Raw genomic sequence first — 26323 nt, 5'->3', positions numbered from 1 at the left:
GTGGAGTCATGACCTCCTCCGCCACGCCTTCCCCGCACCACCGCGGCCCGCACGACACCCTGCGCCACGACCCCTCGGGCCCGGTGCTGGTCACCGGCGGCTACGGCACGGTCGGCGCCGAGATCGCCCGGCTCGCCGCCGCCGACGGCCTGCCCGTCCTGCTCACCGGGCGCACCCCCGCGCGCGGCGCCGCACTGGCCGGGGAGCTGGGCGGCGAGGTGCGCCGCTGGGACCTCGGCGACCCCGCCCCCTTCCACGCGGCCGTACGGGCCGTCGTCGGCTCGGTCAACGACCCCGAGGACCGGGTACTGCGCGCGGCCGTCGCCGCCGGCGTCCCGTACGTCGACATCACGCGCTGGACGGCCCGGCTGCAGCGCGCCGCCGCGCTCGCGGCGACGCTGCGCCCGACCGCGCCCGTCCTGCTGTCGTCCGCCTGGATGGGCGGCGTGAGCAGCCTGGTCGCCGCCGCGCTGGCGGCCCGGCTGGGCGGTGCGGACACCGTCGAGACGGCGATCCGCTGGGACACCGCCGACCGCGCGGGCACCGACTCGGTCGAGTTCATGGACCGCCTCGGCATCCCGTTCGAGGTGGTGGACGCCGGTCGGCGGCGCCTCGCGGTCCCGCTGAGCGACACCCGTACGGTGCTCGTCGGCGCCGACCGGACCCGGGTCGCCCGGATCGACACCCCGGAGCAGTTCACCCTGCCGCTCACGCTCGGCACGGCCACGGCCGCCACCCGGATCGGGTTCAGTTCCGCGGCCGCCACCTCCGCGCTGCTGGCGGCCCGGCGTGCAGGCTTCTTCCGCTGGGGCGGCGGGGAACGGTGGGCGCCGGCCCGCCGCTCGCTGCTCCACTCCCCCGGCGAAGGCGGTGTCGCCCGGCTCCGGATCGACGTCGCGCACGCCGGCCGCACGCTGACCGCGACCGTCGCCGACCCGCGGGGGCAGAGCCATCTGACGGCCGTGGGGGCGATGCTGGGGCTGCGGCGGGTGCTCGGCACGGACGGCGCGCCCGCGCAGGACGGCGTCGGCTTCCCCGAACTCACGCCGCTGCCCGAGGCGGTGCCGGGGGCGCTGGCCGCGCTGGGGGTGGACCTGTCCGTGGCGGCGGCCGCCGAGGGCGTGGCCGCGTGACGCCGCCCGCGTCGCCCGCGCCCACCCCCAAGGGACACCGCCGCCGGACCGCGCTGCTCGACGCGGCGGAACGCATCCTGGCGACGGGCGGCGGCGCCGAACTGACCATGCGGGCCGTCGCGGCCGAGGCGGGGGTACGGCTGGGCCACCTCCAGTACTACTTCCCCTCGCGCGCCGACCTGCTGGCCGCCCTGCTCGACGGGGTCCTCGCCACCGCCCTGGAACGGGTCGCCGCCCTGTCCGCGGACGGGCCGGACGCCGGGCCGTGCCCCGACGCCGCGGCGGTGCTGGACACGGTGCTGCTCGCCGACCACGACGACCCGCACCTGGTACGGCTGTTCACCGAGATCTGGGCGCTGGCGGCCCGCGACGAGACGGCCGCGGCCGCCGTACGCGCCTTCTACGCCGGGTACGCGGGCCACGTCGCCGGGTTCGTCGCACGGCGCGATCCGGGGCGGCCGGCGGCGGACTGCCGGGCGCGGGCCGAGACGTTCGTGATGCTGATGGAGGGCGCGGCCCTGTTCCGCACCGGGATCGCCGCACACCGGTCGGCGGCGACGGACGCCGAGCTGCGCCGGGTGGCGCTGGGACTCCTCGGCCCCGACGCGTAGCGCGTGCCCGCGAGGCGTAGCCCGTGCCCCCAGCGCGGGCGCGTCAGCGGCGCGGGCCCCCACCGCCTGGCAGCGCAGCGGCCCCCGGCAGCGGAAATTCCGTTGCCGGGGGCCGTTCGGCGGGAGAGGCTTCCCGCATGTCAGAGACCGTTTCCCCGCAGTCCCGAGGCGTCGCCGACCTGTTCCGGCAGGGTCGCCTCCAGTCGATCCCCCGCCGTCCGGCCCGCCGCGAGCAGTTGCTCGCCCATCTGGCGGACACCCTCTTCGAGCCGGAACGCGTCTACTCCGAGCCTGAGGTGAACGAGGCGCTGCGCACGGTCCACGAGGACTGCTCGGCGCTGCGCCGCTATCTGGTCATCGGCGGTCACCTGGCCCGGACGCGGGACGGCAGCGCGTACCGGCGCGCCGGCCGGGCGGCCGGCTGAACCGGCCGCCCGGCGGAGGGCGTTCCTCTCCCTGTTTCCCCTTGCTCCCGGCGCTCCCGGTGGTCCCGGGCCCGCCGGTCCTACGGAGCGCTGCCCGGTATTACGGGGCGCTCAGACCCAGGGTGTAGGTGCCGGAGCCGCTGTAGGCGTCCACCACGTAGCGGTAGTAGCCGGCGGTGCCGTTGTAGCGGATGTCCTCGTTCTCGCCCGCGCTGCCGGAGACGGCCACGTCCACCCAGCCCGAGCCGTTCCACTTCTGCAGGTAGAGGTCGAAGTCGGTGCCGGCCGGGCCGCGCAGGCAGCCCACGTGGGCGCCGGAGGTCGCCGAGTAGTAGTACGAGCCGTTCGGCTGGACCGCGGCCTGGCCGGAGCTCAGGGTGCCCTGGTAGGTGTTCTCGGGGTTGTCACAGCCGGTCGGCGGGGTGGTCGTGCCCACCGTCAGGTTGTAGGTGACCGAGTGGGTGGCGGTGCCGGTGCCCTTGACGGTGATCGGGTACGTGCCGTTCGCCGTGCCCGCGGCCACCGAGACCGTCATGGTGGAGGAGCCGCCGGAGGTCACCGAGGACGGGCTGAAGCCGACCGTGACGCCACCGGGCTGTCCGGTCGCGGAGAGCTGGACGGTCTGCGCGCTGCCGCCGGTGGTGCTCGTGTTGACGGTGGAGGTCACCGAGCCGCCGGCCTGGACCGAGCCGGCGGCCGGGTTCAGGGCGAGCGAGAAGTCCGGGGTGGTGGTGCCGCCGCAGTCGGTCTCGCCGGACTGGGCGGGGACCCGGATGGCGTCCCAGGCGGTCTTGACCGCGAGGCACTCGGCGCTTCCGTACGTGTTCTTGGCGCTCGCCAGGGTGGCCCTGCGGGCGGCCGCGTGGTTCCAGGACGAGGTCTTGGCGAGCAGGGCGCCCATGAAGATCTTGCCGGCCTTCTGGATGCCGATGCCCGTCACGGACGAGGGACCGCCGCTGCATATGGGGCTGTTCGGCTTGCCGCCGCCCGGGCTGGAGCCCTCGGCCAGCAGGTAGAACCAGTGGTTCTGCGGTCCGGCCGCGGCGTGCACCTCGGTGCCGGAGGTCAACTGGTTGTAACAGTTGGGGTCGTTGTTGGCGAGCGACGGGTTGTACATGTACCGGATGGGCTTGTTGTCGCCGAGGAAGTTCAGCTTCTCGCCGACGGTGTAGTCCGGGGTGTCGTTCGGGTTGTTCGCGTAGTGCTCGGTCAGCGCGCCGAAGATGTCACCGGTGGATTCGTTCATCCCACCGTTCTCGTTGCTCGAACCCGAGCTGCCCGGCGTCTTGTCGAAGATCTCGTGGCCGTACTCGTGTGCCACGACGTCGATGCCGGTGAGCTGGTTGGTCTGGTTCTGGTTGCGGCCGTACGTGGTCTTGGTGCCGTCGTAGTAGGCGTTGACCTCGCTGAGGCCGGCGCGGGCGGGGACCATGCCGCCCTGGCCGTTGATCCCGTTGTACCCGAACCAGTTCTTGAGCATGTCGGACTCGCGCTGGGCCGCGTACATGATGTCGACGCAGGCGGTCACGAGGTCGTTGGCGCCGCCGTTGCCCCAGGGCGAGGATCCGGTGTACGCGCTGCCGTTCTGGCCGCCGCACTTGAAGCCGCCGCGGCTGGTGTCGGTCATCGAGGACGCGGCGGTGTCGATGGTGACGTTGCCGTTGTGGTAGCCGCGGCCGTCCGCGTGCAGGATCTTGTCGGTGGACCGGGTGACGGCGCCGGTGCGGGCGTCCACGAAGGTGTCGAGGACGCTCGGCGCGTTCTTGGCGGTGCGGCCGCTGACCGTGGTGCGCCAGGCGAGTACGGCCTTGCCGCCCTTGATGAGGACCGTCAGCCGGGGCGCGCTCGCGCTCTCGACCTTGGCGAGCTGCTTGCGGGCGGTGGCGAGGGCGGCGGCCTTGGTGACCTTGGCCGTGGTGCCGACGCGGATGGCGGGCGCGGCGGCCGCGGCGATGTCGCGGACCTTGCCCCGGCTGTCGGTGAGGACGACAGCGTCGCCGCCCACCACGGGCAGGCCGCGGTAGGTGCGCTCGTAGGCGGCGTAGTAGAGGCCGTTCGCCCAGGGGGTCACCGCGGTGCGGACGAGGTCCTCGTCGGCGCCGTGCCGCAGGCCGTCGAGGCCGCTCGCGGCGGCCCGGTCGGCGGCGGCGAGCGCCAGGGACTTGCCCTGCTGGGGAGGCACGGGCTGCTGGCGGGGGGCGGCCGAGGCGGTGCCGGCGATCGCGCCGGCGAGGCTCGCGGTCAACGCCAGGGCCGCCACGGTGGCGGTCAGTCTGGTGGACTGCACGTCTGCTCCGTTCGTGGGGGGAGACGGGGTGGGGACGCGCCGAGTATGGGTGTGAACGGCACATGTCAGGGACATCTCATCGGGCATAAGACGCGGGTTATGGTGCCGTCGCCGCGCGGACCGTACGCTGCTGAAATGCAGCTGGAGTTGAGGCATCTGGAAGCGGTCTGCCGGATAGCGGAAGCGGGAAGTCTGGGACGCGCGGCCCACCGCCTCGGGGTGTCGCAGCCTGCCCTGTCCGCCCAGCTCCGCCGCATCGAACGGGTCGCGGGCGGCGAGCTCTTCGTCCGCGGCCGCAACGGCGTCGAGCCCACCCCGCTGGGCGAGTTCGTGCTCTCCAAGGCCCGCCGGGTGCTCGGCGAGATGGACGAACTGGTCGCCGGAGCCCGGGCCGTCGCCACCGACACACCGCTGCGGCTCGGCTGCATCCTGCTGGTACTGCTCGACGAACTGCTGGTCCAGATCGATGACGTGATGGAGGGTCAGGACATCGCGGTGAGCCTGGAGGACTCGGCGACCGCGCTGACCCGGATGCTGGGCGCCGGCCAGTACGACGTCATCGCGTACGGCGAGGTCAACGACCACGAAGTGCCGCTGCCGGCGGGCACGGCGGCCCGTACGCTCATCCAGAAGGAGCCGTTCTGCGTGCGCATGTCGGCGGCGCACCCGCTGGCCGGCCGCGGCCGGGTGGAACTGGCCGACCTGGCGGGCGAGTCGTGGATGACGATGGTCGAGGACGACGACGGCGGCCCCGAGGCGCTCGCCGACGCCTGCGCGAAGGCCGGGTTCACCCCGTCACTGCGCTACCGCATCACCGACCGCAAGATGCACTACGACCTGATCGCCGCGGGCCGCGCGGTCTCCCTCAGCCAGCCGACGGCCGCGCCCGCCGAGGGCACGGTCATGGTGCCGATCGCCGGCGACCCGGTCACCGGGCGCATCCGGCTGGCCTGGAACCGCTCGGCGGTCTCCGCCCGCCAGGCCGACCTGCTCTACCGCGCGGCCGGCCGGGCCTACCTCGCGAACGTCCCCAACAACCCCTTCCACCAGGCCTGGTGGGAGGCCCGCCCGGAGCTGCACCCGGTGCTGGACTGACCGGCCGCACACCTCTCGCCCGCCGCGTCCCAGCGGGCAAGCGGAACCGGAGCGGAGCCGCCCGGCCCGCACAGCGGCCCAACACGCGGCCCGGCACGCGGCTCGGCACTGCTGCCCGGCACTGCTGCCCGGCACGGCGGGCCGGCCCGCGAAGGCCCCGGCCCGCCGGCCGACCGATCCCTAGAAGTTGCCGTAGTTGACCTGCCAGGTGGGCAGGCCCATCCGGCGCCACACCGCGACCACCCGGTCCCGGTCGTCCAGCGACACCCGGACCGCGAACCGGTGCCGGACGTGCCGGTCGAACAGTTCCGCCTTCACGATGTCGTCGCTGCGCCCGTCGCTCTCCGCGCGCATCCACAGCTCGTCGTACGGCACGTCGTACCGCCGCAGCCAGGCCTCCGTCTGCGTCCGGTACTCCTCGCTGCGCCCCGAGAGCAGCACGATCGTGTCGCCGTCGGCCCGCCGGAACGCGGCCAGCGCCCGGCGGACCGGCACGTTCAGCAGGTCGAGTTCGCAGCGCGTGAAGTCGTACGGGCCGCGGTCCCCGCGCAGCGCGAGGGTGCCGTCGATGTCGCACAGCACCGCCGCGGGCAGCGCCGGGTCGGCCACGTACGGCTCGACGCCCGGCCGCTGGTTGAGCCAGTCCGCGGTGAGCCGCCAGCCGCCCCGGGTGGCCTTCGTGTGCTTGTCGGCGAGGATCCTGATGATCTCCTCGCCGACGCCGCGCTCCCGGGCGGCGTCGCGCCGCACGCACTCCTCGACGGGCACGTCCGTGAAGTCGTGCACGACGAAGGTGGCGGCCAGGCCCGTGACGGCGGCCTTCAGGCGCTTGGGGATGTGCGGGGTCAGGTGCGTGTTGTCGACGACCACGTCGAAGCCGTCCTCGACGGCCGCGCGCACCGCGGCGTCCTGCACCGCCAGCACGGTCTGCTCGTGCCCGTGCGAGCGGCCCCGGTCCTCGGCGGGCACGTCGAGCATGGCCCGCAGGTCGTCGAGGTTGACCCGGCGCATCCGGCCCCCGGCCTCCTCCTGGAGCCGGCGGGCGGCCGTCGTCTTCCCCGAGGCGGGCAGCCCCGTCATGACGTGTACGAAGGGCACGGGTCAGTTCTCCTCATCGGTCGTGAACGGGTCGGCGGCCTCCGGCCGTACGGAGCGCCATCCGACCAGGTCGGTGCGGCGCCCGTCGAGGCGCAGGAAGACGGCGGCCCGGATGCCGCGGTCCGGCAGTGCCTTGGCGGCGCGTGCGAAGGCGGCCCGGTCGGCGGCGAACGGCGACAGCGCGTCGAACGCCTCGTCGACGGCCGCCTCGCGGCGCGCGGCCGCGGTCTCCATGCCCTCGATCCGCTCGCGCACCCAGGCGTCGAACTCGTCGGGCACCTGCTCCAGCAGCGCGTCGAGGGGCTTGTCGCCGGAGGCCTCGACGTCCGCGACGGAGCAGCCGAGGGCCTGCGCGACCTGCCCGGCGGGCAGTCCGGCGAACCGCTGGATGCCGTGGCTGCGCCAGATGTCCCGCTCGGTCACCCCGGTCAGCACCTTGTGCAGGCGCACGTACTCGGAGAACTTGGCCTTGGCCCGTACCCCGGAGGCGAAGCGGAGCACGAAGCCCTCGGCGTCGGTCCCGGTGGCCCCGGCGCCGTCGGGCCGCGTGTTCGAGGTCGTCAGCGCGATCAGCTCGGGCAGCGGCATCGCCGGCCAGACCGTGACGACGGAGCCGATGCCCGCCCAGGCGGGTGCGGCGTCGGCCAGCGGGACTTCCGCGCCGGCCGCGTCGAAGGCGGCGAGGAGCACCAGGTCGCGGCGGTCGCCGTAGTCGACGACGATGCGGTTCTGCGGGTAGAGGATCTCGGCGAGGTAGGTCACGCCCGGGGTCAGCGCGGTGGTGTCCGCGGTGTCCAGGCGGCGCTGGGCCCAGGTCGCCTGTTCGCTGGTGAAGGATCCCCGGGAGGCGACCTGCCAGCGGTCCGCGTAGTGGAAGACCACGGCGAGGCTGCCGTCGACCTTGTCGTACACCTCGAACGGCTCGTCGGGCAGGGCGGGCGCGTACGGCCGGCCTGCCTCGTGCTCGCCGACGTTGAAGAACTTCGGCAGCGGCAGTGCCACGACCGTGCCGGTGACGTCGTCGGCGACGAGTCCGCGGCAGCGGGTGGTGGCGGTGTTCCAGACCTGCTCGTACTGGCACGCGCGCGTGTACGTGTAGAGCGACAGCGGCAGTCGGGGGTGCCGCTTGCGGATGACGTGCCCGGCGTCGAGGGCCTGCGCCAGTTCCTGCGGCGGCAGCAGGTCGTGCAGAGTCAGGTGGACCTGGCTCATGGGGTTCCTCCCGTTGGTGATGCGTCATTCTCACGCGTGGGAGGTGCCGGCCGGTAATCATTTAGGTTCCCGGCCGGCCGGGAGCGTCGCAGGTCACCGCGGGTGCGGGCCGCGGGCCGGGCGGCGTCGGCGGCGCCCGGCGGGGCAGCGGCTCAGGCCGGCCCGTCGCGGTAGGCCTCCAGGAGCCGCAGCCAGACCTCGCTGACGGTCGGGAAGGCGGGGACGGCGTGCCACAGCCGGGCGAGTGGGACCTCGCCCGCGACGGCGATCGTGGCGGAGTGCAGGAGTTCGCTCACGCCCGGGCCGACGAAGGTGGCGCCGAGCACGACCTCGCGGTCCAGGTCGACGACCATCCGGGCGCGGCCGCGGTAGCCGTGTGCGTAGAGCCCGGCGCCCGTGACGGCGCCGAGGTCGTGGTCGACGGCGCGGACCCGGTGCCCGGCCCGCTCGGCTTCGGCGAGGCTCAGTCCGACGGCGGCGGCCTCCGGGTCGGTGAAGACCACCTGGGGGAGGGCCGCGGTGTCGGCGGTCGCCGCGTGGGCGCCCCAGGGGGCGGTGTCCAGCGGGGGTGTGCCGGCGGCCCGTGCGGCGATGGCCGCGCCCGCGACGCGGGCCTGGTACTTGCCCTGATGGGTCATCAGGGCGCGGTGGTTGACGTCCCCGACGGCGTACAGCCAGTCGCTGCCGTGCACCCGGCAGCTGTCGTCGACGGAGAGCCAGCCGCCGGCTTCGAGGCCGACGGTGTCGAGCCCGATGTCCTCGGTGCGCGGGGAGCGTCCGGTCGCGAAGAGCACCTCGTCGGCCTCGACGGTCTCGCCGCCGGCCAGGACGACGGTGACGGGTCCGGTGGTGCCGTCGCGGACCAATGCCTCCACCGTGACGCCGGTACGGACGTCCGCGCCGGCCTCGCGCAGGCTCTCGGCGACCAGTTCGCCCGCGAAGGGCTCCATCCGAGGCAGCAGGCCGGCGCCGCGGACCAGCACGGTCACGCGGGAGCCGAGGGCCTGGTACGCGGTGGCCATCTCCACGGCGACGACGGAGCCGCCGACGACGGCGAGGCGGTCCGGCACGTGCTGGGAGCCGGTGGCCTCACGGCTGGTCCAGGGCCGGGCTCCGGCGACGCCGGGCAGATCGGGGACGACGGCGCGGGTGCCGGTGGCGAGGACCACGGCGTGCCGGGCGACCAGGATGTGGTGGTCGCCCTCGGGGCTGGTGACGGCGACCTTCCTCTCCCCGTAGAGCCGGCCGTGGCCGCGGTAGAGGTGCGCGCCGATGGAGCCGAGCCAGTCCACCTGGCCGTCGTCCTTCCAGTGCCCGGTCCACCAGTCGCGGTGGGCGAGCACGGCGGGCGCGTCCAGCGGCCCCCGCACGGCGGCGGCGAGGCCCGGTACCCGGCGCGCGTCGGCGCGGGCGAGAGCCGGGCGCAGCAGGGCCTTGCTGGGCACGCAGGCCCAGTACGAGCATTCGCCGCCGACCAGCTCGGATTCCACCACGGCGGTGGTGAGTCCCGCGGCGCGGGTCCGGTCCACGACGTTCTCGCCGGCCGGTCCCCCGCCGAGGACCACGACGTCGTACTCCACGGCTTCCGTCATGGGGACAGTCTCGGGGAACCGGCGCGGACGCGCACGCGGTTCAGGCGTCCGCCGCGCCGTTTCCCGCCGCTTCCGCGATCTTCGCCCGCACCTCGTCCATGTCGAGGGCGCGGGCCTGGCCGATGACGTCCTCCAGGAGGTTCTCGGGCAGGGCGCCGGGCTGGGCGAACACCGCGACCTGGTCCCGGATGATCATCAGGGTGGGGATGGAGCGGATCTCGAAGGCGGCGGCGAGCTCCTGCTGGGCCTCGGTGTCGACCTTGGCGAAGACGAGGTCGGGGTGGGCCTCGGAGGCCTTCTCGAAGACCGGGGCGAACTGCCGGCACGGACCGCACCAGGACGCCCAGAAGTCGATGAGCACGAATCCGTTCGTGCTGACCGTCTCGTCGAAGTTGTCCTTGGTGAGTTCTACGGTGGCCATTGCGTCGTCCCTCTTTCCTCGTGTGCGGGCGCAGCCGTCGGGGACAACCGCGGCCCGGTCCCGGCTATTCCGGGTGCCTCGGAGCGGGTGCCCGGCGGGGTGTCTCAGAACGGGTGCCCGGCGGGCTCGCGGCGGACCGTGGTCCAGCGCAGTTCGGTGAAGGCGTCGAGGTTGGCCTCGCCGCCGAACCGGGCGCCGGTGCCGGAGGCCCCGACTCCGCCGAAGGGGGCGACGGCCTCGTCGTTGACGGTCTGGTCGTTGATGTGGGCGATGCCGGTGGGGATGCGGTCGGCGAGGTCGAGGCCGCGGGCGGTGTCGCGGGTGACGATGCCCAGGGAGAGCCCGTAGGGGCCGGCCGCGGCGAGCTCGGCGGCCTCCTCCAGGGTGCGGAAGGAACGGACGGGGGCGACCGGGCCGAAGACCTCCTGCGCGTAGGCCGGGGTGTCGTCGTCGGCGCCCGCGAGGACGGTGGGCCGGTAGTAGAGGTCCGTGTGGGTGCCGCCGGCGACGAGCTTGGCGCCCGCGGCGGTGCTGGCCTCGACGAGGGCGTGCACCCGGTCGCGCTGGCCCGCGTCGATGAGCGGGCCGAGGTGCACCTGCGCGCGGTACGGGTCGCCGACGGCGAGGGCCTCGGCGCGGGTCGCGAGCAGCTCCACGTAGGCGTCGTACAGGGAGGCGTGCACGAGGTGGCGGCCCGCGGTCATGCAGATCTGGCCCTGGTGGAAGAAGGAGCCCCAGGTGGCCTGGCCGACGGCGGCCTCGACGTCGGCGTCTTCGAGCACGATCAGCGCCGAGTTGCCGCCGAGCTCCAGGTGGGCGCGCTTGAGGGCGCGTCCGGCGGCTTCGCCGACGGCCCGGCCGGTGGCGGTGGAGCCGGTGAACGACAGGACCCGCACCCGGGGTTCGTCGACGAGGGCGCGGCCGGTGGCGGCCCCGCCGGGCAGCACGTGCAGCAGCCCGTCGGGCAGTCCGGCGGCCTCGAACACCGCGGCCAGGGCCAGCCCGCCGCACACGGCGGTGCGTACGTCCGGCTTGAGCAGGGCCGCGTTGCCGAGCGCGAGGGCGGGGGCCACCGAGCGGATCGACAGGATCAGCGGGGCGTTGAACGGCGCGATGACGCCGACCACGCCGGCCGGCACCCGGCGGGTGTACGAGAGCCTGGGAGCCTCGCTCGGCAGGACCTGGCCGGCGGGGCGGGAGGCCAGGGCGGCGGCCTCGTAGCACTCCTGGGCGGCGACGTGCAGCTCGAAGGCGGCCTTGCCGGGGATCGAGCCGGATTCGCGGACCAGCCAGGTGGTGAGTTCCCCGGCGTGCTCGGTGAACAGGTCGCCGGCCCGGCGCAGGACGGCGGCCCGTTCGGTGTGCGGGGTGCGGGCCCAGTCGCGCTGGGCGCTCTCGGCGCGGGCGGCCGCGGCGGCCACGTCGGCGGGGGCGGCGAGCCGGACGGTGGCGAGGGTGTCGCCGGTGGCCGGTTCGGTGACCGGGGCGGTGCCGCCGGTGCGGTCGTGGCCGTCCTGCCAGGTCGTCGGGTCGAGCAGCGGCATGGTGCGGGCCTCCGGTCGTCGCGGGCCCGGCGGGGGTTCGGGCACGCGCGCCATGGTAGCCAGCGGGCGTTGCCAAAACCGTTCACTTATAAGGCAGTTGGTGACCTGAAATGATCCACGGCGGCCGGCGGCCGCGACCGGGGCGGGCGGGTCGCCCCGGTCGCGGACGGGCGGGGCCGGGCCGCGGTCAGCGCTCCAGGACGAGGGCGATGCCCTGGCCGACGCCGATGCACAGCGCGGCCAGGCCGGTGCCCGATCCGGCGGCGGCGAGCTGGTGGGCCACGGAACCGGCGAGCCGGGCGCCCGAGGCGCCGAGCGGGTGCCCGAGCGCGATGGCGCCGCCGCGCTGGTTGACCACGGCCGGGTCCAGGTCGGGCCACTCGGCGAGGCAGCCCAGCGCCTGGGCCGCGAAGGCCTCGTTCAGTTCGAAGACGGTGAGGTCGGAGAAGCCGCGGCCGGCCTTGGTCAAGGCCCGCTGGACGGCGTCGACCGGGCCGAGGCCGAAGAGCTGCGGCTCGATGCCGGTGACGGCGGAGGTGCGGATCCGGGCGAGCGGCTCCCGGCCGGTGGCGCGCAGCCCCTCCTCGTCGGTGAGCAGCAGGGCCGCGGCGCCGTCGTTGAGCGGGGAGGCGTTCCCCGCGGTGACCGTGCCGTCGGGCCGGAAGGCCGGCTTCAGCCTGGCCAGCGCCTCCGGGGTGGAGGATTCCCGGATGCATTCGTCGCGCAGCAGGTCCACGCCCGGGTAGGGGGCGACCTCGCCGTCGTAGAGCCCGGCGGCCCAGGCGGCGGCCGCCTTGCGGTGGCTGTCGAGGGCGAAGGCGTCCTGCGCCTCGCGGCCGATGCCGTGCTTGTCGGCGACGAGTTCGGCGCCCTCGCCGAGGGAGACGGTCCACTCCTCGGGCATCCGCGGGTTCGTCATGCGCCAGCCCAGCGTGGTGGACCACATCTGCTGGTGTCCGGCGGGGAAGGCGCGTTCGGGCTTCGGCACCACGAAGGGCGCGCGGGTCATGGACTCGACGCCGCCCGCGATGGCGACGGACGCGTCACCGAGGGCGATGGCGCGGGCGGCCTGGATCACGGCCTCCAGGCCGGAGCCGCACAGCCGGTTGACGGTCACGCCGGGGACGCTGACGGGCAGTCCGGCGAGCAGCACGGCCATGCGGGCCACGTCGCGGTTGTCCTCGCCCGCGCCGTTCGCGTCGCCGAAGACGACGTCGTCGATCCGGGACGGGTCGAGCTCGGGCGTGCGGTCCACCAGCGCGCGCACGACGTGCGCGGCCAGGTCGTCGGGCCGGACCCCGGCGTACGCGCCGCCGAACTTGCCGATCGGGGTGCGTACGGCGTCGACGATGTACACGTCGCGGATGCTCATCGGGGTCTCCTGGGCGGATCCGTGCGGGTCGGGCGCGTCCTGGTCGACGCGCCCGCAGTCTCCGTCCGGCCGGCGTGCCGTGTCAACGCCCGACCGGACATTCGGTCGCCTCGCGGCGGGCCCGGCGCCGCGCGGCGCAACCCCCAGCCTCGCCGGCGCCTCGGGTGCGACTTCCCGCCTCGCCGGCGCCCTGCTGCGCAACCCCCGGCCTCGCCGATGCCCTGGGGCGCAACTTCCAGCCTCGCCGGCGTTTGAGGCCCGGGGCCTGGGCAGCGCCCACCCAGCCTCTCCGGCGTTTGAGGCGCGGGCCTGGGCAGCGCCCAATCCAGCCTCGCCGGCGTTTGAGGCGCGGGCCTGGGCAGCGCCCAATCCAGCCTCGCCGGCGTTTGAGGCGCGGGGTTTGGGGCGGAGCCCCAACGGACAACCCGGCTGACGCCGGGCACCGGGCTCCGCCCGGACCCGCTCCTCAAGCGCCGGAGGGGCTGAAGGGTGCGCGGGGTCAGCCGGGCTCCGCCCGGACACGCGCCTCAAACGCCGGCGACGCTGGGATTTGCCCCACGGGTGCCGGCGAAGCCGGAGGGCGCCACGGGCAGCCGGCGAGGCTGGAGGTGCCCCTCAGGGTCTCGGCGAAGCCGGGGGTGCGCCACGGTCGGCCGGCAGGGCCGAGGGTTGCGTCCTCGGGCACGGGCGGCGGCCCCGCGTCAGGTGGACTCGCGGGCCACCGCGTGGGCGGCCATCAGGTCGTGCCGCTCGGTGGCCCCGGCGGATTCCCGCACCAGCCGGTCGACGAGGCCGGCGAGCCGGTCCCCGCCGGGCAGGTCGATCCGTACGGTGCTCAGGCGCGGGCGCAGCAGGCGGCCGAGGAGCAGGTCGTCGGCGCCCATGACGGCCACCTCGTCGGGGATGGCGGTGCCGGCGTCCTGGAGGGCCCGCATCAGCAGCATCGCGTACTCGTCGTTGTACGCGAACACGGCGTCCAGGCCCAGCTCCGCGCGGCGCGCGGCGAGGCGGGCCGCGGACTCCTCGGTGTAGGCCATGGGCAGCGCCGTGACCTCGGCGCCGGCCTCCGCGGCGGCCGCGCGTACGCCTTCGAGGCGGGGGGCGGAGAACATGTCGAAGCCCTCCTCCTCGGGGACGACCACGCCGATGCGGCGGCGGCCGCGCTCCAGGAGGTGGGCGGCGGCGCGGGCGCCGACCTCGCGCTGGTCGATGACGAGCGCGTGCGCCCCGGCCACCCGCTCGGGTCCGAGGGTGATCACGGCCCGGGCGCCGGCCCGCTTGAGGGTGTCGACGTTGCGGGGCGAGAGGGCGATCTCGCCGAGGGAGATCACCGCGACCGGGCGCAGTTCCGCCCAGGCGCGGGCGGCCTGGTCGCCGGTCAGGCCGAGGCTGCCGTACTGGACGACGGTGTAGTCGAGGCGGCGCAGCGCCCACTGGAGTTCGCTGAGGAAGCGGCTGTAGAGCGGGCCGACGGGCACGTGGGCGGTGGGCAGCAGCACGATCCGGGTGTGCCCTGCGCGCAGGCTGCGGGCCGCGGCGTGCGGGACGTAGCCGAGCTCTTCGGCGGCCTCGCGGACCTTGCGGCGAGTGGGCTCGCTGATCCGGACGGCCTCGGCGTTGTTGAGCACGTACGAGACGGTCGCGCGCGAGACGCCGGCCAGCCGGGCCACGTCGGCGCTGGTCGGCGCGGACGCGGCGGACGCGGCGGACGCGGATCCGGCGGGCGCGCTCCCCACGGTCCGGGACGGGGCGGGCGGGGCGGCGGAGGTTGCCGGTGCGGCCGGTGCGGCTGCCTGCGGTTTCGGTTGCTGTGACATTGCCGTCGCATCTTTCCAGACCGGCCGGTGCCGAGGTCTGGCGGATGGCCAGAAACGAATGCTACACAGTGGTTACACGATTCATTGACACGTGTAATCACGTCGGTCACCGCCGTCACCACCATCCCTGCCCTGACGGCTCCGCGAGCGCGGCCACCCCGCACCGCGCGCTTCCCCTCGTATCCGAACCCCCTGCCCTGGAGGGCATCGTGGCCCTTTCCTCCCCCGGCACCGGCACCGCCCCGGCCGCCTCCCCACCCCCGGACGCCAAGCCCGCGCGCGGCCTCCTGCCCCTGCTGCTCCTCGGCAACACCGCGATGTACGCGCTCTACATCGGCGTCGCGGGCGTCCTGCTGGCCCTCCAGGTCGAGGAGATCGACCCGGCGCACAAGGTCGCGAACTTCGGCCTGATCGCGGGGGTCTCCGCTATCTTCGCGACCGTGTTCAACCCGGTGGCGGGCGCCCTCTCCGACCGCACCGGACGGCGCAATCCGTGGATCCTGGGCGCCGGCCTGCTCGCCGTGCCCGCGATGCTGCTGCTCGGCCTCGCCGACACCATCCTGCTGATCACCATCGCCTGGTGCCTCGGCCAGGCCGTCATGAACACCTACCAGGCCGCGATCACCTCCGTGGTCCCCGACCGGGTGCCGGTGGCCGCGCGCGGCAGGGCCTCGGCGGCGGTGGGCCTCGGACTGCCCTTCGGCTCCACGGTCGGCGCGCTGCTCGGCGCGGCGTTCTCGGACCACTACCGCACCGGCTACCTGCTGTTCGGCGCGATCGTGGCGGTCTCCGCGGTGCTGTTCACCACCTGCACCGCGGAGCGGCGGATGCCCGCCCGGGCGCCGCTGCCGGTCCGGGCGCAGCTCGCCGCCTTCACGGACGCGCTGCGCGAGCACGACTTCCGCTGGGCGTTCATCGGACGGGCCCTGCTGGTGCTCGGCTACTTCTCGGTCAGCGCGTACCAGCTGTACGTCCTCCAGGACCACACCCGGCTGCCGCAGGGCATGGAGCCCGAGCGGGCGGTGGCCGTGATGATGCCGCTGACCAGCGTCGCCATGGTGGTCTCGACGGTGCTCGGCGGCTGGCTCTCGGACCGATACGACCGGCGCAAGCTGTTGGTCGGGGCCTCGGCGCTGCTCTCGGCGCTGGGTCTGCTGATCCCCGCGCTCTCCGCCGGCTGGACCGCGATGCTCGCGTTCGCTGTGGTCAACGGTCTGGGCTTCGGTTGCTACATGGCCGTGGACACGGCCCTGGTGACGATGGTCCTGCCGCGGGCCGAGGACGCCGCCCGCGACATGGGAGTGCTCAACATCGCCAATGCCGGGCCGCAGATCGTCGCGCCGTTCATCGCGTCCTTGATCGTCTCCGTGAGCGGCGGCTACACCGCGCTGTTCGTGGTGGCCGCCGTGCTGTCCGTGGCGGGCGCGCTCGCCGTCAAGCCGATCCGCTCGGTGCGCTGAGGGGGCGGGGGCGGGCCGCGCTCCTCAACGACCGCGGATTCGAGGTCCGTTCGGTCTTGGGCGCCGGGCGCACCCTTCACCGGGACGACCGCGAAGGGTTCACGACCTCGTTGGACGGATGGGCCTGACGCCCGGCGCGCTCCCCCGTTACTGTCGGCCCTACCGATCGGTAACGGGGGAGGTCCGATGGCGGATTCGAGTGCCGCGGCTCACGCGGCAGGCCTGCTGGAGACGGTACGGGCGCTGGACCGGGGAGAGGTGTCCGCCACCGAGCTGACCCGGCAGGCGCTGGCGCGGATCGACGCCGCGCAGCCCGTGCTGAACGCGTTCCGGATCGTGCGCCGGGAGGCCGCGCTCGCCGAGGCCGCCGAGCGGGACCGGCAGCGCGCGGCCGGGGAGCGGCTGCCGCTGCTCGGGGTGCCGCTCGCCGTGAAGGACGACATGGACGTGGCCGGGGAGCCGACCGCCTTCGGCTGCCCCGGCGCGTTCCCGCCCAAGGCCGCCGACAGCGAGGCGGTACGGCGGCTGCGCGCGGCCGGGGCCGTGATCGTGGGGAAGACCAACACCCCGGAGCTGGGCCAGTGGCCGGTGACGGAGGGCCCGGCCTTCGGTGACACCCGCAACCCGTGGCATCCAGGGCACACCCCCGGCGGCTCCTCGGGGGGTTCCGCGGCGGCGGTGGCGGCCGGTCTGGTGCCGGCGGCGCTGGGCTCCGACGGCGCGGGCTCGGTACGGATCCCCGCGGCGTGGACGCATCTGGTGGGGATCAAACCGCAGCGCGGGCGGATCTCGACCTGGCCGGAGCCGGAGGCCTTCCAGGGCATCACGGTCAACGGGGTGCTGGCGCGCACGGTCGCGGACGCGGCGCTGCTGCTGGACGCTGCGAGCGGGCAGCACCCCGGCGAGCTGCACCGGCCGCCGCCGGTGGAGGCCCTCGCCGCGGCCCGCCGGGAGCCGCGGCGGCTGCGGATCGCGCTGTCCTTCCGGATGCCGTTCACGGCGACGCCCAAGGCGCTGGATCCGGTGGTGCGCGCGGCGGTGGAGCGGCTGGCCGGGCGGCTGGAGGCGCTGGGGCACGAGGTGGTGCCCGCCGACCCGAGGTACGGGCAGATCGGGCTGACCTTCGTGCCGCGGGCCACGGGCGGGGTGCGGGAGTGGGCGGAGCGGGTGCCGGATCCCGCGCTGCTGGATCCGCGGACCCGGGAGGCCGCCCGTACGGGCCGGCTGCTGGGCGGGGCGCCGCTGCGGCTGGCGCGGCGCTCGGAGGCGCTGCTGCACCGGCGGATCGGGGAGATCTTCGGACGCTTCGACGTGGTCCTCACCCCGACGACGGCCACCGCCGCGCCCCGGATCGGCTCGCTGTCGGGGCTGAGCGCGCTGGAGACGGACCGGGCGATGATCGCGGCCTGCCCGTACGCGTGGACGTGGAACGTGCTGGGCTGGCCCGCGGTGAACGTGCCGGCCGGCTTCTCCCCCGACGGCCTGCCGCTCGGCGCGCAGTTGCTGGGGCCCGCGCACGGTGAGCCGCTGCTGATCTCGCTCGCCGCCCAACTGGAGGCGGACCTGCGATGGTTCGCCCACCGGCCGCCGGACCTCGCGGCGATCGCGGCCGTCGGCGGGGCCGACACGGGCCGCGCGGCCACTCCTGCGGGACGCCTGGAGCCACTAACCTCGCCCGAATGACGGCACTTTCACACCACGGCAACGGTTCCATCGAGCAGCCCGGCCGGGACGGGCCGACCGCGACCGCCGAGGCGGACCCGCGCGCCATCGGCCCGGTGCGGATGTCGTACGCGCCCGTCCGCGACGGCGACCCCGACCCGGGCGAGATCGTGTGGACGTTCGTCCCGTACGAGGAGAACGACGGGCGGGGCAAGGACCGCCCGGTGCTGGTGGTGGCGCGGGAGGCGGCGGGCACGCTGCTGGCGGTGCAGCTGTCCAGCAAGCGCCACGACCGGGACCGGGAGTGGGTCCCGATCGGCACCGGCCCGTGGGACGGCGCGGGCCGGGAGTCGTGGGTGGACCTGGACCGGGTGCTGCGCGTGCACGAGGACGGCATGCGCCGGGAGGCGTGCGCGCTGGACCGGGGGCGGTTCGACCTCGTGGCGGACCGGCTGCGGGAGCGCTACGGCTGGAGCTGACCGCCCCGCACGGCCCCGGGCGCCCCGGCCGTCACCCGTACGGCCCCGTCTGGCCCCGTACGCACCGGGGCCCGCACGGGCGCGCCGCGTGACATCGGCCGGGGTGCGCGCGGACGCCGGTCCGGGTCCGGTATCCGGGCCGGCACCGGCCCGGCCGCCTCCCGTCCGGAGGCGGGTTCGCCCCCGCCGGGCGTATTCAGCGGAAAATGTTTCACGTGGAACGACCGAGTTGTCCCCATATAGTCTATTTCTGTCGTGGCACCCGCCCCGACAGAAGCCTCCGGCACGCCCCCGTGCCGGCACCCGGATCCGGTCGCCCACCTGCAGACTCCCCCACCCCGTCCCGCCCCCTCCTCCCGCTATTCCCGGGTGACCGGCCCCGTATCGACAACTGACGCAGCCCCCGGGCGCGTTGGCGCAAAGGGATCTTGCCGTGGATCCCTTGCACCGGATTGGGTAGGTCGGTCACGGCATCGACAGGAGGATCCGGCCATGCCACAGGAGTTGCCCGGCGGCCGCGACCGAGCGGTCACCGAGCCCGAGGTCGAGGCGCTGGTCCACGGCATCTGTTTCAAAACAGGACCACCCCGATGTACCGGCGCCGAGCTCGAATGGCTCGTGCTCGACAGCGCCCACCCCGACCACCCCGTATCCCCCGAACGCCTGGAAGCCGCACACGCCGCGGTGGGGGCCCTGCCCCTGCAGTCCAGGCTCACCGTCGAACCCGGCGGCCAGCTGGAGCTCAGCTCGCTTCCCGCCGCCTCGCTCATGGAGTGCATCGACGGTCTCGACTCCGACCTCACCGCCGTCCGCGCCGCACTCGGCGCGCTCGGACTGACCCTGCACGGCCTCGGCCACGACACCCGGCAGCCGGTCGGGCCCCGCATCCTGCGGCATCCGCGGTACGAGGCCATGGAGACCTTCTTCGACCGCACCGGCCCCGCCGGCCGGCAGATGATGCGCGCGACCGCCTCCGTCCAGGTCTGCCTGGACGCCGGGTACGAGGAGCCGGGCCCGCTCGGCCACGGTCGGCGCTGGCGCCTGTCCCACCTGCTGGGCGCCGTGTTCGTCTCGGCGTTCGCCAACTCGCCCGCCCCGGCCGGCCCGTACGCCGGCTGGCGGTCCGCCCGGCAGGGGGTCTGGACCGACCTCGACGGCCGCCGGACCCTCGCCCCGCCGCTGGACGGGGACCCCAGGACCGTATGGACCCGGCACGCCCTGGACACGGACGTGATGTGCGTCCGGGCCCGCGACGGGCAGCCCTGGGACGTGCCCGAGGGGCTGACCTTCCGGGAGTGGGTCCGCGCCGGCGGCCCGCGGCCGCCCACCGCGGCGGACCTGGACTACCACCTGACCACGCTGTTCCCGCCGGTGCGCCCGCGCGGCCATCTGGAGTTGCGGATGATCGACGCGCAGCCCGGCGAGGACGGCTGGATGGTGCCGGTGGCGGTGGCCGCGGCGCTCTTCGACGACCTGGAGGCCTCGGAGACCGCGTACCGCGCGGTCAAGGGCCTCGGCGACCGCGCCGGTCCCCGGCCGGCGCCGCGCAACCCGCTGTGGCTGGCGGCGGCGCGGCACGGGCCGGCCGATCCCGACCTGCGGGCCGTCGCCGTGACCTGCTTCCGGGCCGCGGTCCAGGCGCTGCCGCGGATGGGCGCCTCCGGGCGGGTCCGGGACGCGGTCGCCGCCTTCGAGGACCGTTACGTGTCCCGCGGCCGCTGCCCCGCCGACGAGCTGTACGACCGATACCAGCACGGAGAGGGACCGAGAACGTGAACGACGCACCCGAGGCCCTGCGCGAGCGCGCGCTGGCGGCCCTGTCTGCGGCCCGTGCCCGTACCGCCGCCCTGACCGACTGCGTCGGCGAGCGGGACCTGACCGCCCAGCACTCGCCCCTGATGTCCCCGCTGGTCTGGGACCTGGCGCACATCGGGAACATGGAAGAGCTCTGGCTGCTGCGGAACGTCGCCGGCCGCGAGCCCATGCACCCGGAGATCGACCCGCTGTACGACGCCTTCGAGCACCCGCGGGCCGAGCGGCCCAAGCTGCCGCTGCTGTCTCCCGCGGAGGCCCGCCGGTACGCCGCCGAGGTCCGCGGCCGGGTCTTCGACGTACTGGAGACAACCCCGTTCGAGGGCAGTGCGCTCCTCGACGGCGGCTACGCCTTCGGCATGATCGCCCAGCACGAACAGCAGCACGACGAAACCATGCTGATCACCCATCAGCTGCGGCAGGGGGCGCCCGTACTGGCGGCGCCGGACCCGGATCCGCCGCGCGGCCCGGCGGTGACGGCGCACGAAGTCCTGGTGCCCGGCGGTCCGTTCACCATGGGCACCTCCACCGAGCCGTGGTCGCTGGACAACGAACGGCCCGCGCACGTCCGGGAAGTGGCACCGTTCTGGATCGACACGGTGCCGGTGACCAACGCCGACTTCCAGGTGTTCATCGACGAGGACGGCTACCGTGACCGGCGGCTGTGGGACCCGGCCGGCTGGGAGCAGATCCAGCGCCACGGCATCGGGGCGCCCCTGTTCTGGCGGCGGGAGCCGGGCGGCGGCGGCTGGGTGCGCCGGCGGTTCGGCGCCACCGAGGCGGTACCGCCGGACGAGCCCGTCGTGCACGTCAGCTGGTACGAGGCGGACGCCTTCGCCCGCTGGGACGGCCGACGGCTGCCCACCGAGGCGGAATGGGAGAAGGCGGCCCGGTACGACCCGGCGTCCGGCCGCTCCACCCGCTACCCGTGGGGCGACGAGGACCCCACTCCCGCGCACGCCAACCTCGGTCAGCGCCACCTGCGCCCGGCCCGGGCCGGCAGCTACCCGCAGGGGCAGTCGGCGCTGGGCGTGCGGCAGTTGATCGGTGACGTGTGGGAGTGGACGGCGAGCGACTTCGAGCCGTACCCGGGCTTCACCGCCTTCCCGTACAAGGAGTACTCGCAGGTGTTCTTCGGTCCGGAGCACAAGGTGCTGCGCGGCGGCTCGTTCGCCGTGGACGCGGTGGCCTGCCGGGGCACCTTCCGCAACTGGGACCTTCCGGTGCGCCGGCAGATCTTCGCCGGCTTCCGCACCGCGAGGGACGCCTGATGTGCCGTCACCTTGCCTATCTGGGCCCGCCGGTGGCGCTGGCGCGGCTGCTGACCGAGCCGGTGCACGGCCTGATGCGGCAGTCCTGGGCGCCCCGGATGCAGAAGTACGGCACGGTCAACGCCGACGGCTTCGGCGTCGGCTGGTACGCGCCGGGCGATCCGGTGCCCGGCCGCTACCGGCGGGCCGCCCCGGTCTGGGGCGACCTGTCCTTCGGCGACCTGGCCCGGGTGGTGCGCAGCGAGGCGGTGCTGGCCGCCGTCCGGGACGCGACGGTGCCGGGCGCGGACGGGGAGGCCGCGGCCGCCCCGTTCGCGGACGGCACCTGGCTGTTCAGCCACAACGGTTCGGTGCGGGGCTGGCCCGAGTCCGCGGCCCCGCTCGCCGCGGGTCTGCCGGCGGCCGAGCTGCTGCGGCTGGCCGCCCGTACCGACTCCGCCTTCGTGTGGGCCCTGGTCTCACGAAGGCTGCGGGCAGGCGAGGACCCGGGGACCGCGCTCGCCGAGCCGGTGCGGGAGCTGGCCGAGGCGGCACCCGGATCCCGGCTGAACCTGCTGCTCACCGACGGCCACACGATCGCCGCGACCGCCTGGGGCGACTCGCTCTGGTACCTGGCCGACCCGCAGGCCCGCCGCACGGTGGTCGCCTCCGAGCCCTACGACGACGACGCCCGCTGGTCCGAGGTGCCGGACCGGACCCTGCTCACCGCTTCCCGTACCTCCGTCCAGCTGACCCCGCTCAAGGAGCCCACACCGTGAGCCGTTTCCTGATGACCCGGACCCTCGACGAGCACTCCGCCGACGCCGCGCTGCGCGCCGACGTGCTGCACGGCCTGACGACGCACCCGAAGGTGCTGCCGCCGAAATGGTTCTACGACAGCCGCGGCAGCGAGCTCTTCGAGGACATCACCCGGCTGCCCGAGTACTACCCGACCCGCGCCGAGCGGGAGATCCTGCTGGCGCGGGCGTCCGAGATCGCCGCGGTGAGCGGCGCCCGGACCCTGGTCGAGCTGGGGTCGGGGTCCTCGGAGAAGACCCGGCACCTGATCGAGGCGATGCCGGGCCTGGAGCTGTACGTGCCGGTGGACGTCAGCGAGAGCGCGCTGGAGGGCGCCGCGAAGACGCTCCTGGACGAGCACCCGGCGCTGCGGGTGCACGCCCTGATGGCCGACTTCACCCGGCCGCTGACCCTGCCCCCGTCGTCGGGGCCGCGGCTGGTGCTGTTCCTCGGCGGGACCATCGGCAATCTGCTGCCGGCCGAGCGCGCCGCCTTCCTGAGGGCGGTACGGGCGATGCTGTCGCCCGGCGACGCCCTGCTGCTGGGCACCGACCTGGTGAAGGACGAGGCCACGCTGGTGGCCGCGTACGACGACGCGCAGGGGGTGACGGCCGAGTTCAACAAGAACGTGCTCGCCGTCATCGACCGGGAGCTCGGCGCGGACTTCCACGCCGCCGACTTCGAGCACGTGGCGGTGTGGAACCGGGAGCGGGAGTGGATCGAGATGCGGCTGCGGGCCCGCCAGGAGGTCAGCGTGAAGGTGCGCGCGCTGGACCTGGTGGTGCCGTTCGCGGCCGGTGAGGAGATCCGGACCGAGGTGTCCGCGAAGTTCCGTCAGGAGGGCGTACGGGCGGAGCTGGCGGCGGCCGGCATGGAGCTGACGCAGTGGTGGACCGATGCGGCGGGGCGGTTCGCGCTGTCGCTGGCGACGGCCGCCTGAGCGGCCCTGGCGAGGGAGCGCCGGTCGGGGTGACGGCCCGCCGGGATCCGGGGCAGCAGCCGGATCTCGGCGGTCACCCCGCGGGCGCGGGCGATCCGCCACAGCGAGGAAGTGAGCCGGTCGTCCCCGACGAACGCGGGCGCGGTGGCGGTGGACCCGTCGGGCAGCCGGTAGCCCAGGCTCACCGGCTGTACGGGCACCCCGGCGTCCAGGGCGGCCTGGAAGGCGGCGTGCCGGAACGGGCCCCGGCCGCGCCCGCACCAGGTGCTGCCCTCCGGGTAGACCGTCACGCGTGACCCGGCGCGCAGGATGTCGGCGAGGGTGGCGACCGTGCCGGGCAGGGCCCTGATCCGGTCCCGGTCGATGAACAGGGTTCCCGCCGACGCGGCCAGCGGACCGACCACCGGCCAGCGGCCGACCTCGGCCTTGGCCAGCATCCGGCTCGGCAGCGCGGCGGCGACCAGCGGGACGTCGAGCCACGAGATGTGGTTGGCGACGACCAGCCGGCCGCCGGCCGGTCCGGGCCCGCCTGAGATCCGGATCCGGACGCCGAGGGCCCGGACCAGCAGCCGGCACCAGGTGCGGACCGCCCGCTCCCGGTGGCCGGGGGCGAGCAGCCGCACCGGCGGCGCGGCCACCACCCCCAGCAGCAGGAGCAGCGTCGCGGCGGCGAGCCGCAGGACGGCGTGCGGTACGGAAGCGGCGCGCCCCGCGTGGCGGGCGCAGGCGCCCGGGGTGCAGGGCGCGACGGGCAGCCAGACGCTCATGCCGACGGGACGAGCGAGAGGAAGTGCCGCAGGTAGCGGGGGTTGGTGCGGCGCAGCGAGAGCAGGACGTACAGGTCGGCGACGCCGAACTCCCCGTCGTGGGCGGGCTCGCCGCAGACCCAGGCGCCCAGGCGCAGGTAGCCGCGCAGCAGCGGGGGCAGCTCGGCGCGGTCGGGGCGGGGCACGCCGTCGGACCGCCAGGGCCGGCGGGGCGTGACCCGGTGCTCCGCGGGGGCGAGGTTGCGGGACAGGACGGTGTCCCGGGTGGCGGCCGCGAGGCCGCCGCCGTCGGCGAGCGGTATCGAGCAGCAGCCGGCCAGCCAGTTGTGGCCGCTCTGCTCCATGTACCGGGCGAGGCCGGCCCAGATCAGCGCGATGACGGCGCCGTTGCGGTGGTCGGGGTGGACGCAGGAGCGGCCGACCTCGACGAGGTCGGGGCGGATCGGGTCGAGGTTGCGGAGGTCGAACTCTCCGTCGGAGTAGAGCCGGCCGGCGACGGCGGCGCGCTCGGGGGGCAGCAGCCGGTAGGTGCCGACGACCTCGCCGCTGTCCTCCTCGACGACGAGCAGGTGGTCGCAGTACGCGTCGAAGGCGTCGGAGTCGATGCCGGGCTCGGGGCCCTCCAGGCGGGCGCCCAGCTCGCCGGCGAACACCCGGTGGCGCAGCCGCTGGGCGGCGCGCACCTCGCTCTCGTCGCGGGCCAGGCGGACGGCGTAGCGGCCGGCGGGGACCGGCTCGGCGTGGGCCGCGGACGGGCCCGGCACGGTGGGGACGGGAGTGACGAGGGGGGCCGCGGGGGAAACGAGGGGGGCCGCGGGGGTGGGGGTGGCGAGGGGTGCGGGCGTGACGGGCGCGATGCTCATGACGGCTCCAGGTCCGGGCTGAGGGGCCAGGTCCGCTGGTGTGCGGCCTGGCTCCCTCACTTCTTCCGTGACCGGCTGGATTCGACATGACGGCTCAGGGGCCCGTACATGTGCGGATGCTGAATGCCGGGTACGCGCCGTCCGGGGGCGGTGCCGGTGGGGTCAGCGGTCGGAGCTGAGCACCTTGGTGATGACCGCGGAGGCCTGCTTGGCGGCCTGCTTGGGGTCCGCGCCGAGCAGGACGGAGGTCATGTACGGCTTGATCGGGTTCTTGGCCTCGATCTCGGCCCAGCGGGCGGACTTGGGGGTGGCCCGGCCCTGGGTGGCGCCGATCGCCATGGTGGCGGCGCCCTCGTCGCCCTCGACCACGTGCGCGAGGGTGGTCTTGTTGGGTACGTAGCTCATCTCGCGGGCCAGCTCGGTCTGCCACTTCTCGCTGAGCAGGGCGGTGATCACCTCGATGGCGGCGCGCCGGTCGCCGGTGGACTCGGGGATGATCAGGTCCGAGCCGCCGGTGAACACCGCGCCGGGCTTGTCGGCGGTCTTGCCCGGGACGGGGAAGAAGCCGAGCTTGCCGCGCAGTCCGGGGTTGGCCTGCTCGATCTGGGCGACCTGGCCGGGCGTGCCGATGATCTGGGCGACCTTGCCCTGTGCGAAGACCTCGGCCTGCGGGGGCGTCTCCTCGTCGGCGTCCTTGGGGCCGTCGCCGAGGGCCTGGAGCTCCTTGTAGAACGCCATGCCCTTGAGGGCCTGCGGGGTGTCGAGGGTGCCGTTCCACTGGCCGGCGCCCTCGACGGCCAGTTCGCCGCCCTCGTCCCAGATGAAGCCGGCCAGCACGTACCAGTTCTGTCCGGCCAGGTAGATGCCCTGGCGGCCGTCCTCGTCCAGCTTCTCCGTGGTGTCGAGCCATTCCCGGCGGGTCTTGGGGGTGTCCTTGACGCCCGCGGCGCGGAAGAGGTCCTTGTTGTAGATGACCACGCGGTTGGCGGCGTACCAGGGCGCGCCGTACTGGGCGCCGTTGATGCTGCCGGGCTCGGCGAGGCCGGTGAGCCAGTCCTTGCCGCCCCAGTCGCGCAGGCCTTCGAGGGTGAGCTCGCTCAGGCCGTTGGACTCGGCGTACTGCGCCACCTGGGTGTTGCCGACCTCGATGACGTCGGCGGATTCCTTGCCGTCGAGCACGCCGTTCACCTTGTCGACGATGCCGGTCCACTCCTGGATCCTTATGTCCAGGTCGACGTCGTGCTCCTGCTCGAAGCTCTCGGTGAACCGCTCGAGGAAGCCGTCGGAGGCGCTGCCCTTCATCAGCCAGACGGTGACCGTCTTGGTCCCGCCGCCCGATCCGGGGAGCAGGCCGCAGGCCGTCAGGACCGTGGCCGCCACGATGGCTGTGGGCACGGCAAGGTAGCGCATCTTCACGAATGTCACCTTCGGGGTTGATCGCAGATGGCTTGAAATTGGCATGGACCAATGCCTCGGTCAAGGGGGTTCGCGGCACTTTCCTTCACAGAAACCCCACGTGGCACCCACATAAAAGGGAGCAAGGGGGAACGTTCCGCCCGCCGGACGCTCCATGGCCGAAGGTGATTTCTGTCGCGCGACAGGAAGGCGCGCGGCGGCCGGGTGTGCGGGAGCGAGCACTCGCCCGTCCGGCGGACACCGGCGCCGCCACGCGCGGGACGCCGCGC

General features: G+C 74.6%; 22 protein-coding genes. 11 read left to right on the top strand and 11 right to left on the bottom strand.

What is annotated here, in order from left to right; all coding sequences use genetic code 11:
- Positions 1–8: 8 nt before the first annotated feature.
- The 3 genes from OG764_RS32960 (at position 9) to OG764_RS32950 (ending at position 2169) form a co-directional block, all read left to right on the top strand.
- Positions 9–1133, top strand: coding sequence for a saccharopine dehydrogenase (locus OG764_RS32960; protein WP_328971988.1), 1125 nt, complete (start codon positions 9–11; stop codon positions 1131–1133).
- On the top strand, positions 1130–1744 hold the full coding sequence (locus tag OG764_RS32955) for a TetR/AcrR family transcriptional regulator (protein ID WP_328971987.1): 615 nt from the start codon (positions 1130–1132) through the stop codon (positions 1742–1744). Before OG764_RS32960 ends, OG764_RS32955 begins: the two co-directional genes overlap by 4 nt.
- A 137-nt stretch (positions 1745–1881) precedes the next feature.
- Entirely contained in the window at positions 1882–2169 is a 288-nt protein-coding gene (locus tag OG764_RS32950) for a DUF2087 domain-containing protein (protein WP_328971986.1), read from the top strand.
- Between the two features lie 100 nt (positions 2170–2269).
- On the opposite strand, the gene OG764_RS32945 is transcribed toward OG764_RS32950, so the two are convergent.
- Positions 2270–4456, bottom strand: coding sequence for a M4 family metallopeptidase (locus OG764_RS32945; RefSeq protein ID WP_328971985.1), 2187 nt, complete (start codon positions 4454–4456; stop codon positions 2270–2272).
- Between the two features lie 135 nt (positions 4457–4591).
- Between OG764_RS32945 and OG764_RS32940 the strand changes: the two genes are divergently transcribed.
- On the top strand, positions 4592–5551 hold the full coding sequence (locus OG764_RS32940) for a LysR family transcriptional regulator (protein WP_328971984.1): 960 nt from the start codon (positions 4592–4594) through the stop codon (positions 5549–5551).
- 180 nt (positions 5552–5731) lie between these two features.
- Here OG764_RS32940 and OG764_RS32935 read toward each other — a convergent pair whose 3' ends face one another.
- The 7 genes from OG764_RS32935 to OG764_RS32905 form a co-directional block, all read right to left on the bottom strand.
- Positions 5732–6649, bottom strand: a complete 918-nt coding sequence (locus OG764_RS32935) for a phosphatase domain-containing protein (RefSeq protein ID WP_328971983.1) — start codon at positions 6647–6649, stop codon at positions 5732–5734.
- A gap of 3 nt (positions 6650–6652) precedes the next feature.
- Complete coding sequence (locus OG764_RS32930; RefSeq protein ID WP_328971982.1) at positions 6653–7861, bottom strand: RNA ligase; 1209 nt, start codon at positions 7859–7861, stop codon at positions 6653–6655.
- 152 nt (positions 7862–8013) lie between these two features.
- A complete protein-coding gene (locus OG764_RS32925; protein ID WP_328971981.1) occupies positions 8014–9453 on the bottom strand; it encodes a dihydrolipoyl dehydrogenase family protein in 1440 nt (479 codons plus the stop codon).
- 40 nt (positions 9454–9493) lie between these two features.
- Positions 9494–9874, bottom strand: coding sequence for a thioredoxin (trxA, locus tag OG764_RS32920; protein WP_328971980.1), 381 nt, complete (start codon positions 9872–9874; stop codon positions 9494–9496).
- Between the two features lie 104 nt (positions 9875–9978).
- Positions 9979–11418 carry an aldehyde dehydrogenase family protein gene (locus tag OG764_RS32915; protein ID WP_328973251.1) on the bottom strand — a complete coding sequence of 480 codons (1440 nt, stop codon included), beginning with the start codon at positions 11416–11418 and terminating at the stop codon, positions 9979–9981.
- A 187-nt stretch (positions 11419–11605) separates the two neighbouring features.
- Positions 11606–12790: a thiolase family protein gene (locus tag OG764_RS32910; RefSeq protein ID WP_328971979.1), complete on the bottom strand. Its 1185-nt coding sequence runs from the start codon at positions 12788–12790 to the stop codon at positions 11606–11608.
- Between the two features lie 701 nt (positions 12791–13491).
- Positions 13492–14607, bottom strand: coding sequence for a LacI family DNA-binding transcriptional regulator (locus OG764_RS32905; RefSeq protein WP_328971978.1), 1116 nt, complete (start codon positions 14605–14607; stop codon positions 13492–13494).
- Between the two features lie 209 nt (positions 14608–14816).
- Here OG764_RS32905 and OG764_RS32900 point away from each other — a divergent pair, with 209 nt between their 5' ends.
- From OG764_RS32900 to egtD, 7 genes are all read left to right on the top strand, one after another.
- Positions 14817–16067: an MFS transporter gene (locus OG764_RS32900; protein ID WP_328971977.1), complete on the top strand. Its 1251-nt coding sequence runs from the start codon at positions 14817–14819 to the stop codon at positions 16065–16067.
- Positions 16068–16253: 186 nt separating this feature from the next.
- Positions 16254–17750 (top strand): amidase, encoded by a 1497-nt coding sequence (locus tag OG764_RS32895; RefSeq protein ID WP_328971976.1) that lies wholly within the window; start codon positions 16254–16256, stop codon positions 17748–17750.
- Complete coding sequence (locus OG764_RS32890) at positions 17747–18208, top strand: type II toxin-antitoxin system PemK/MazF family toxin (protein ID WP_328971975.1); 462 nt, start codon at positions 17747–17749, stop codon at positions 18206–18208. The genes OG764_RS32895 and OG764_RS32890 overlap by 4 nt, the downstream gene beginning before the upstream one ends.
- Positions 18209–18700: 492 nt before the next feature.
- Positions 18701–19984 (top strand): ergothioneine biosynthesis glutamate--cysteine ligase EgtA, encoded by a 1284-nt coding sequence (gene egtA / locus OG764_RS32885; protein ID WP_328971974.1) that lies wholly within the window; start codon positions 18701–18703, stop codon positions 19982–19984.
- Positions 19981–21291 carry an ergothioneine biosynthesis protein EgtB gene (egtB, locus tag OG764_RS32880; RefSeq protein ID WP_328971973.1) on the top strand — a complete coding sequence of 437 codons (1311 nt, stop codon included), beginning with the start codon at positions 19981–19983 and terminating at the stop codon, positions 21289–21291. The genes egtA and egtB overlap by 4 nt, the downstream gene beginning before the upstream one ends.
- Entirely contained in the window at positions 21291–22049 is a 759-nt protein-coding gene (egtC, locus tag OG764_RS32875) for an ergothioneine biosynthesis protein EgtC (RefSeq protein WP_328971972.1), read from the top strand. Before egtB ends, egtC begins: the two co-directional genes overlap by 1 nt.
- Positions 22046–23008, top strand: a complete 963-nt coding sequence (gene egtD, locus OG764_RS32870) for an L-histidine N(alpha)-methyltransferase (protein ID WP_328971971.1) — start codon at positions 22046–22048, stop codon at positions 23006–23008. The genes egtC and egtD overlap by 4 nt, the downstream gene beginning before the upstream one ends.
- Here the strand turns inward: egtD and OG764_RS32865 are convergent.
- The 3 genes from OG764_RS32865 to OG764_RS32855 all read right to left on the bottom strand — a co-directional run bounded on the left by OG764_RS32865 (position 22903) and on the right by OG764_RS32855 (position 26054).
- Positions 22903–23775: a lysophospholipid acyltransferase family protein gene (locus OG764_RS32865; RefSeq protein WP_328971970.1), complete on the bottom strand. Its 873-nt coding sequence runs from the start codon at positions 23773–23775 to the stop codon at positions 22903–22905. The two genes, egtD and OG764_RS32865, sit on opposite strands and share 106 nt — an antisense overlap.
- Positions 23772–24638, bottom strand: a complete 867-nt coding sequence (locus OG764_RS32860; RefSeq protein ID WP_328971969.1) for a GNAT family N-acyltransferase — start codon at positions 24636–24638, stop codon at positions 23772–23774. Before OG764_RS32860 ends, OG764_RS32865 begins: the two co-directional genes overlap by 4 nt.
- A 162-nt stretch (positions 24639–24800) precedes the next feature.
- Entirely contained in the window at positions 24801–26054 is a 1254-nt protein-coding gene (locus OG764_RS32855) for an extracellular solute-binding protein (protein ID WP_443056118.1), read from the bottom strand.
- Positions 26055–26323 lie beyond the last annotated feature (269 nt).

The organism is Streptomyces sp. NBC_00239, assembly GCF_036194065.1.
Classification (GTDB): domain Bacteria; phylum Actinomycetota; class Actinomycetes; order Streptomycetales; family Streptomycetaceae; genus Streptomyces.
Note: the sequence above shows the minus strand (reverse complement) of the source record. Positions and strands in the feature narration are given on the sequence as shown.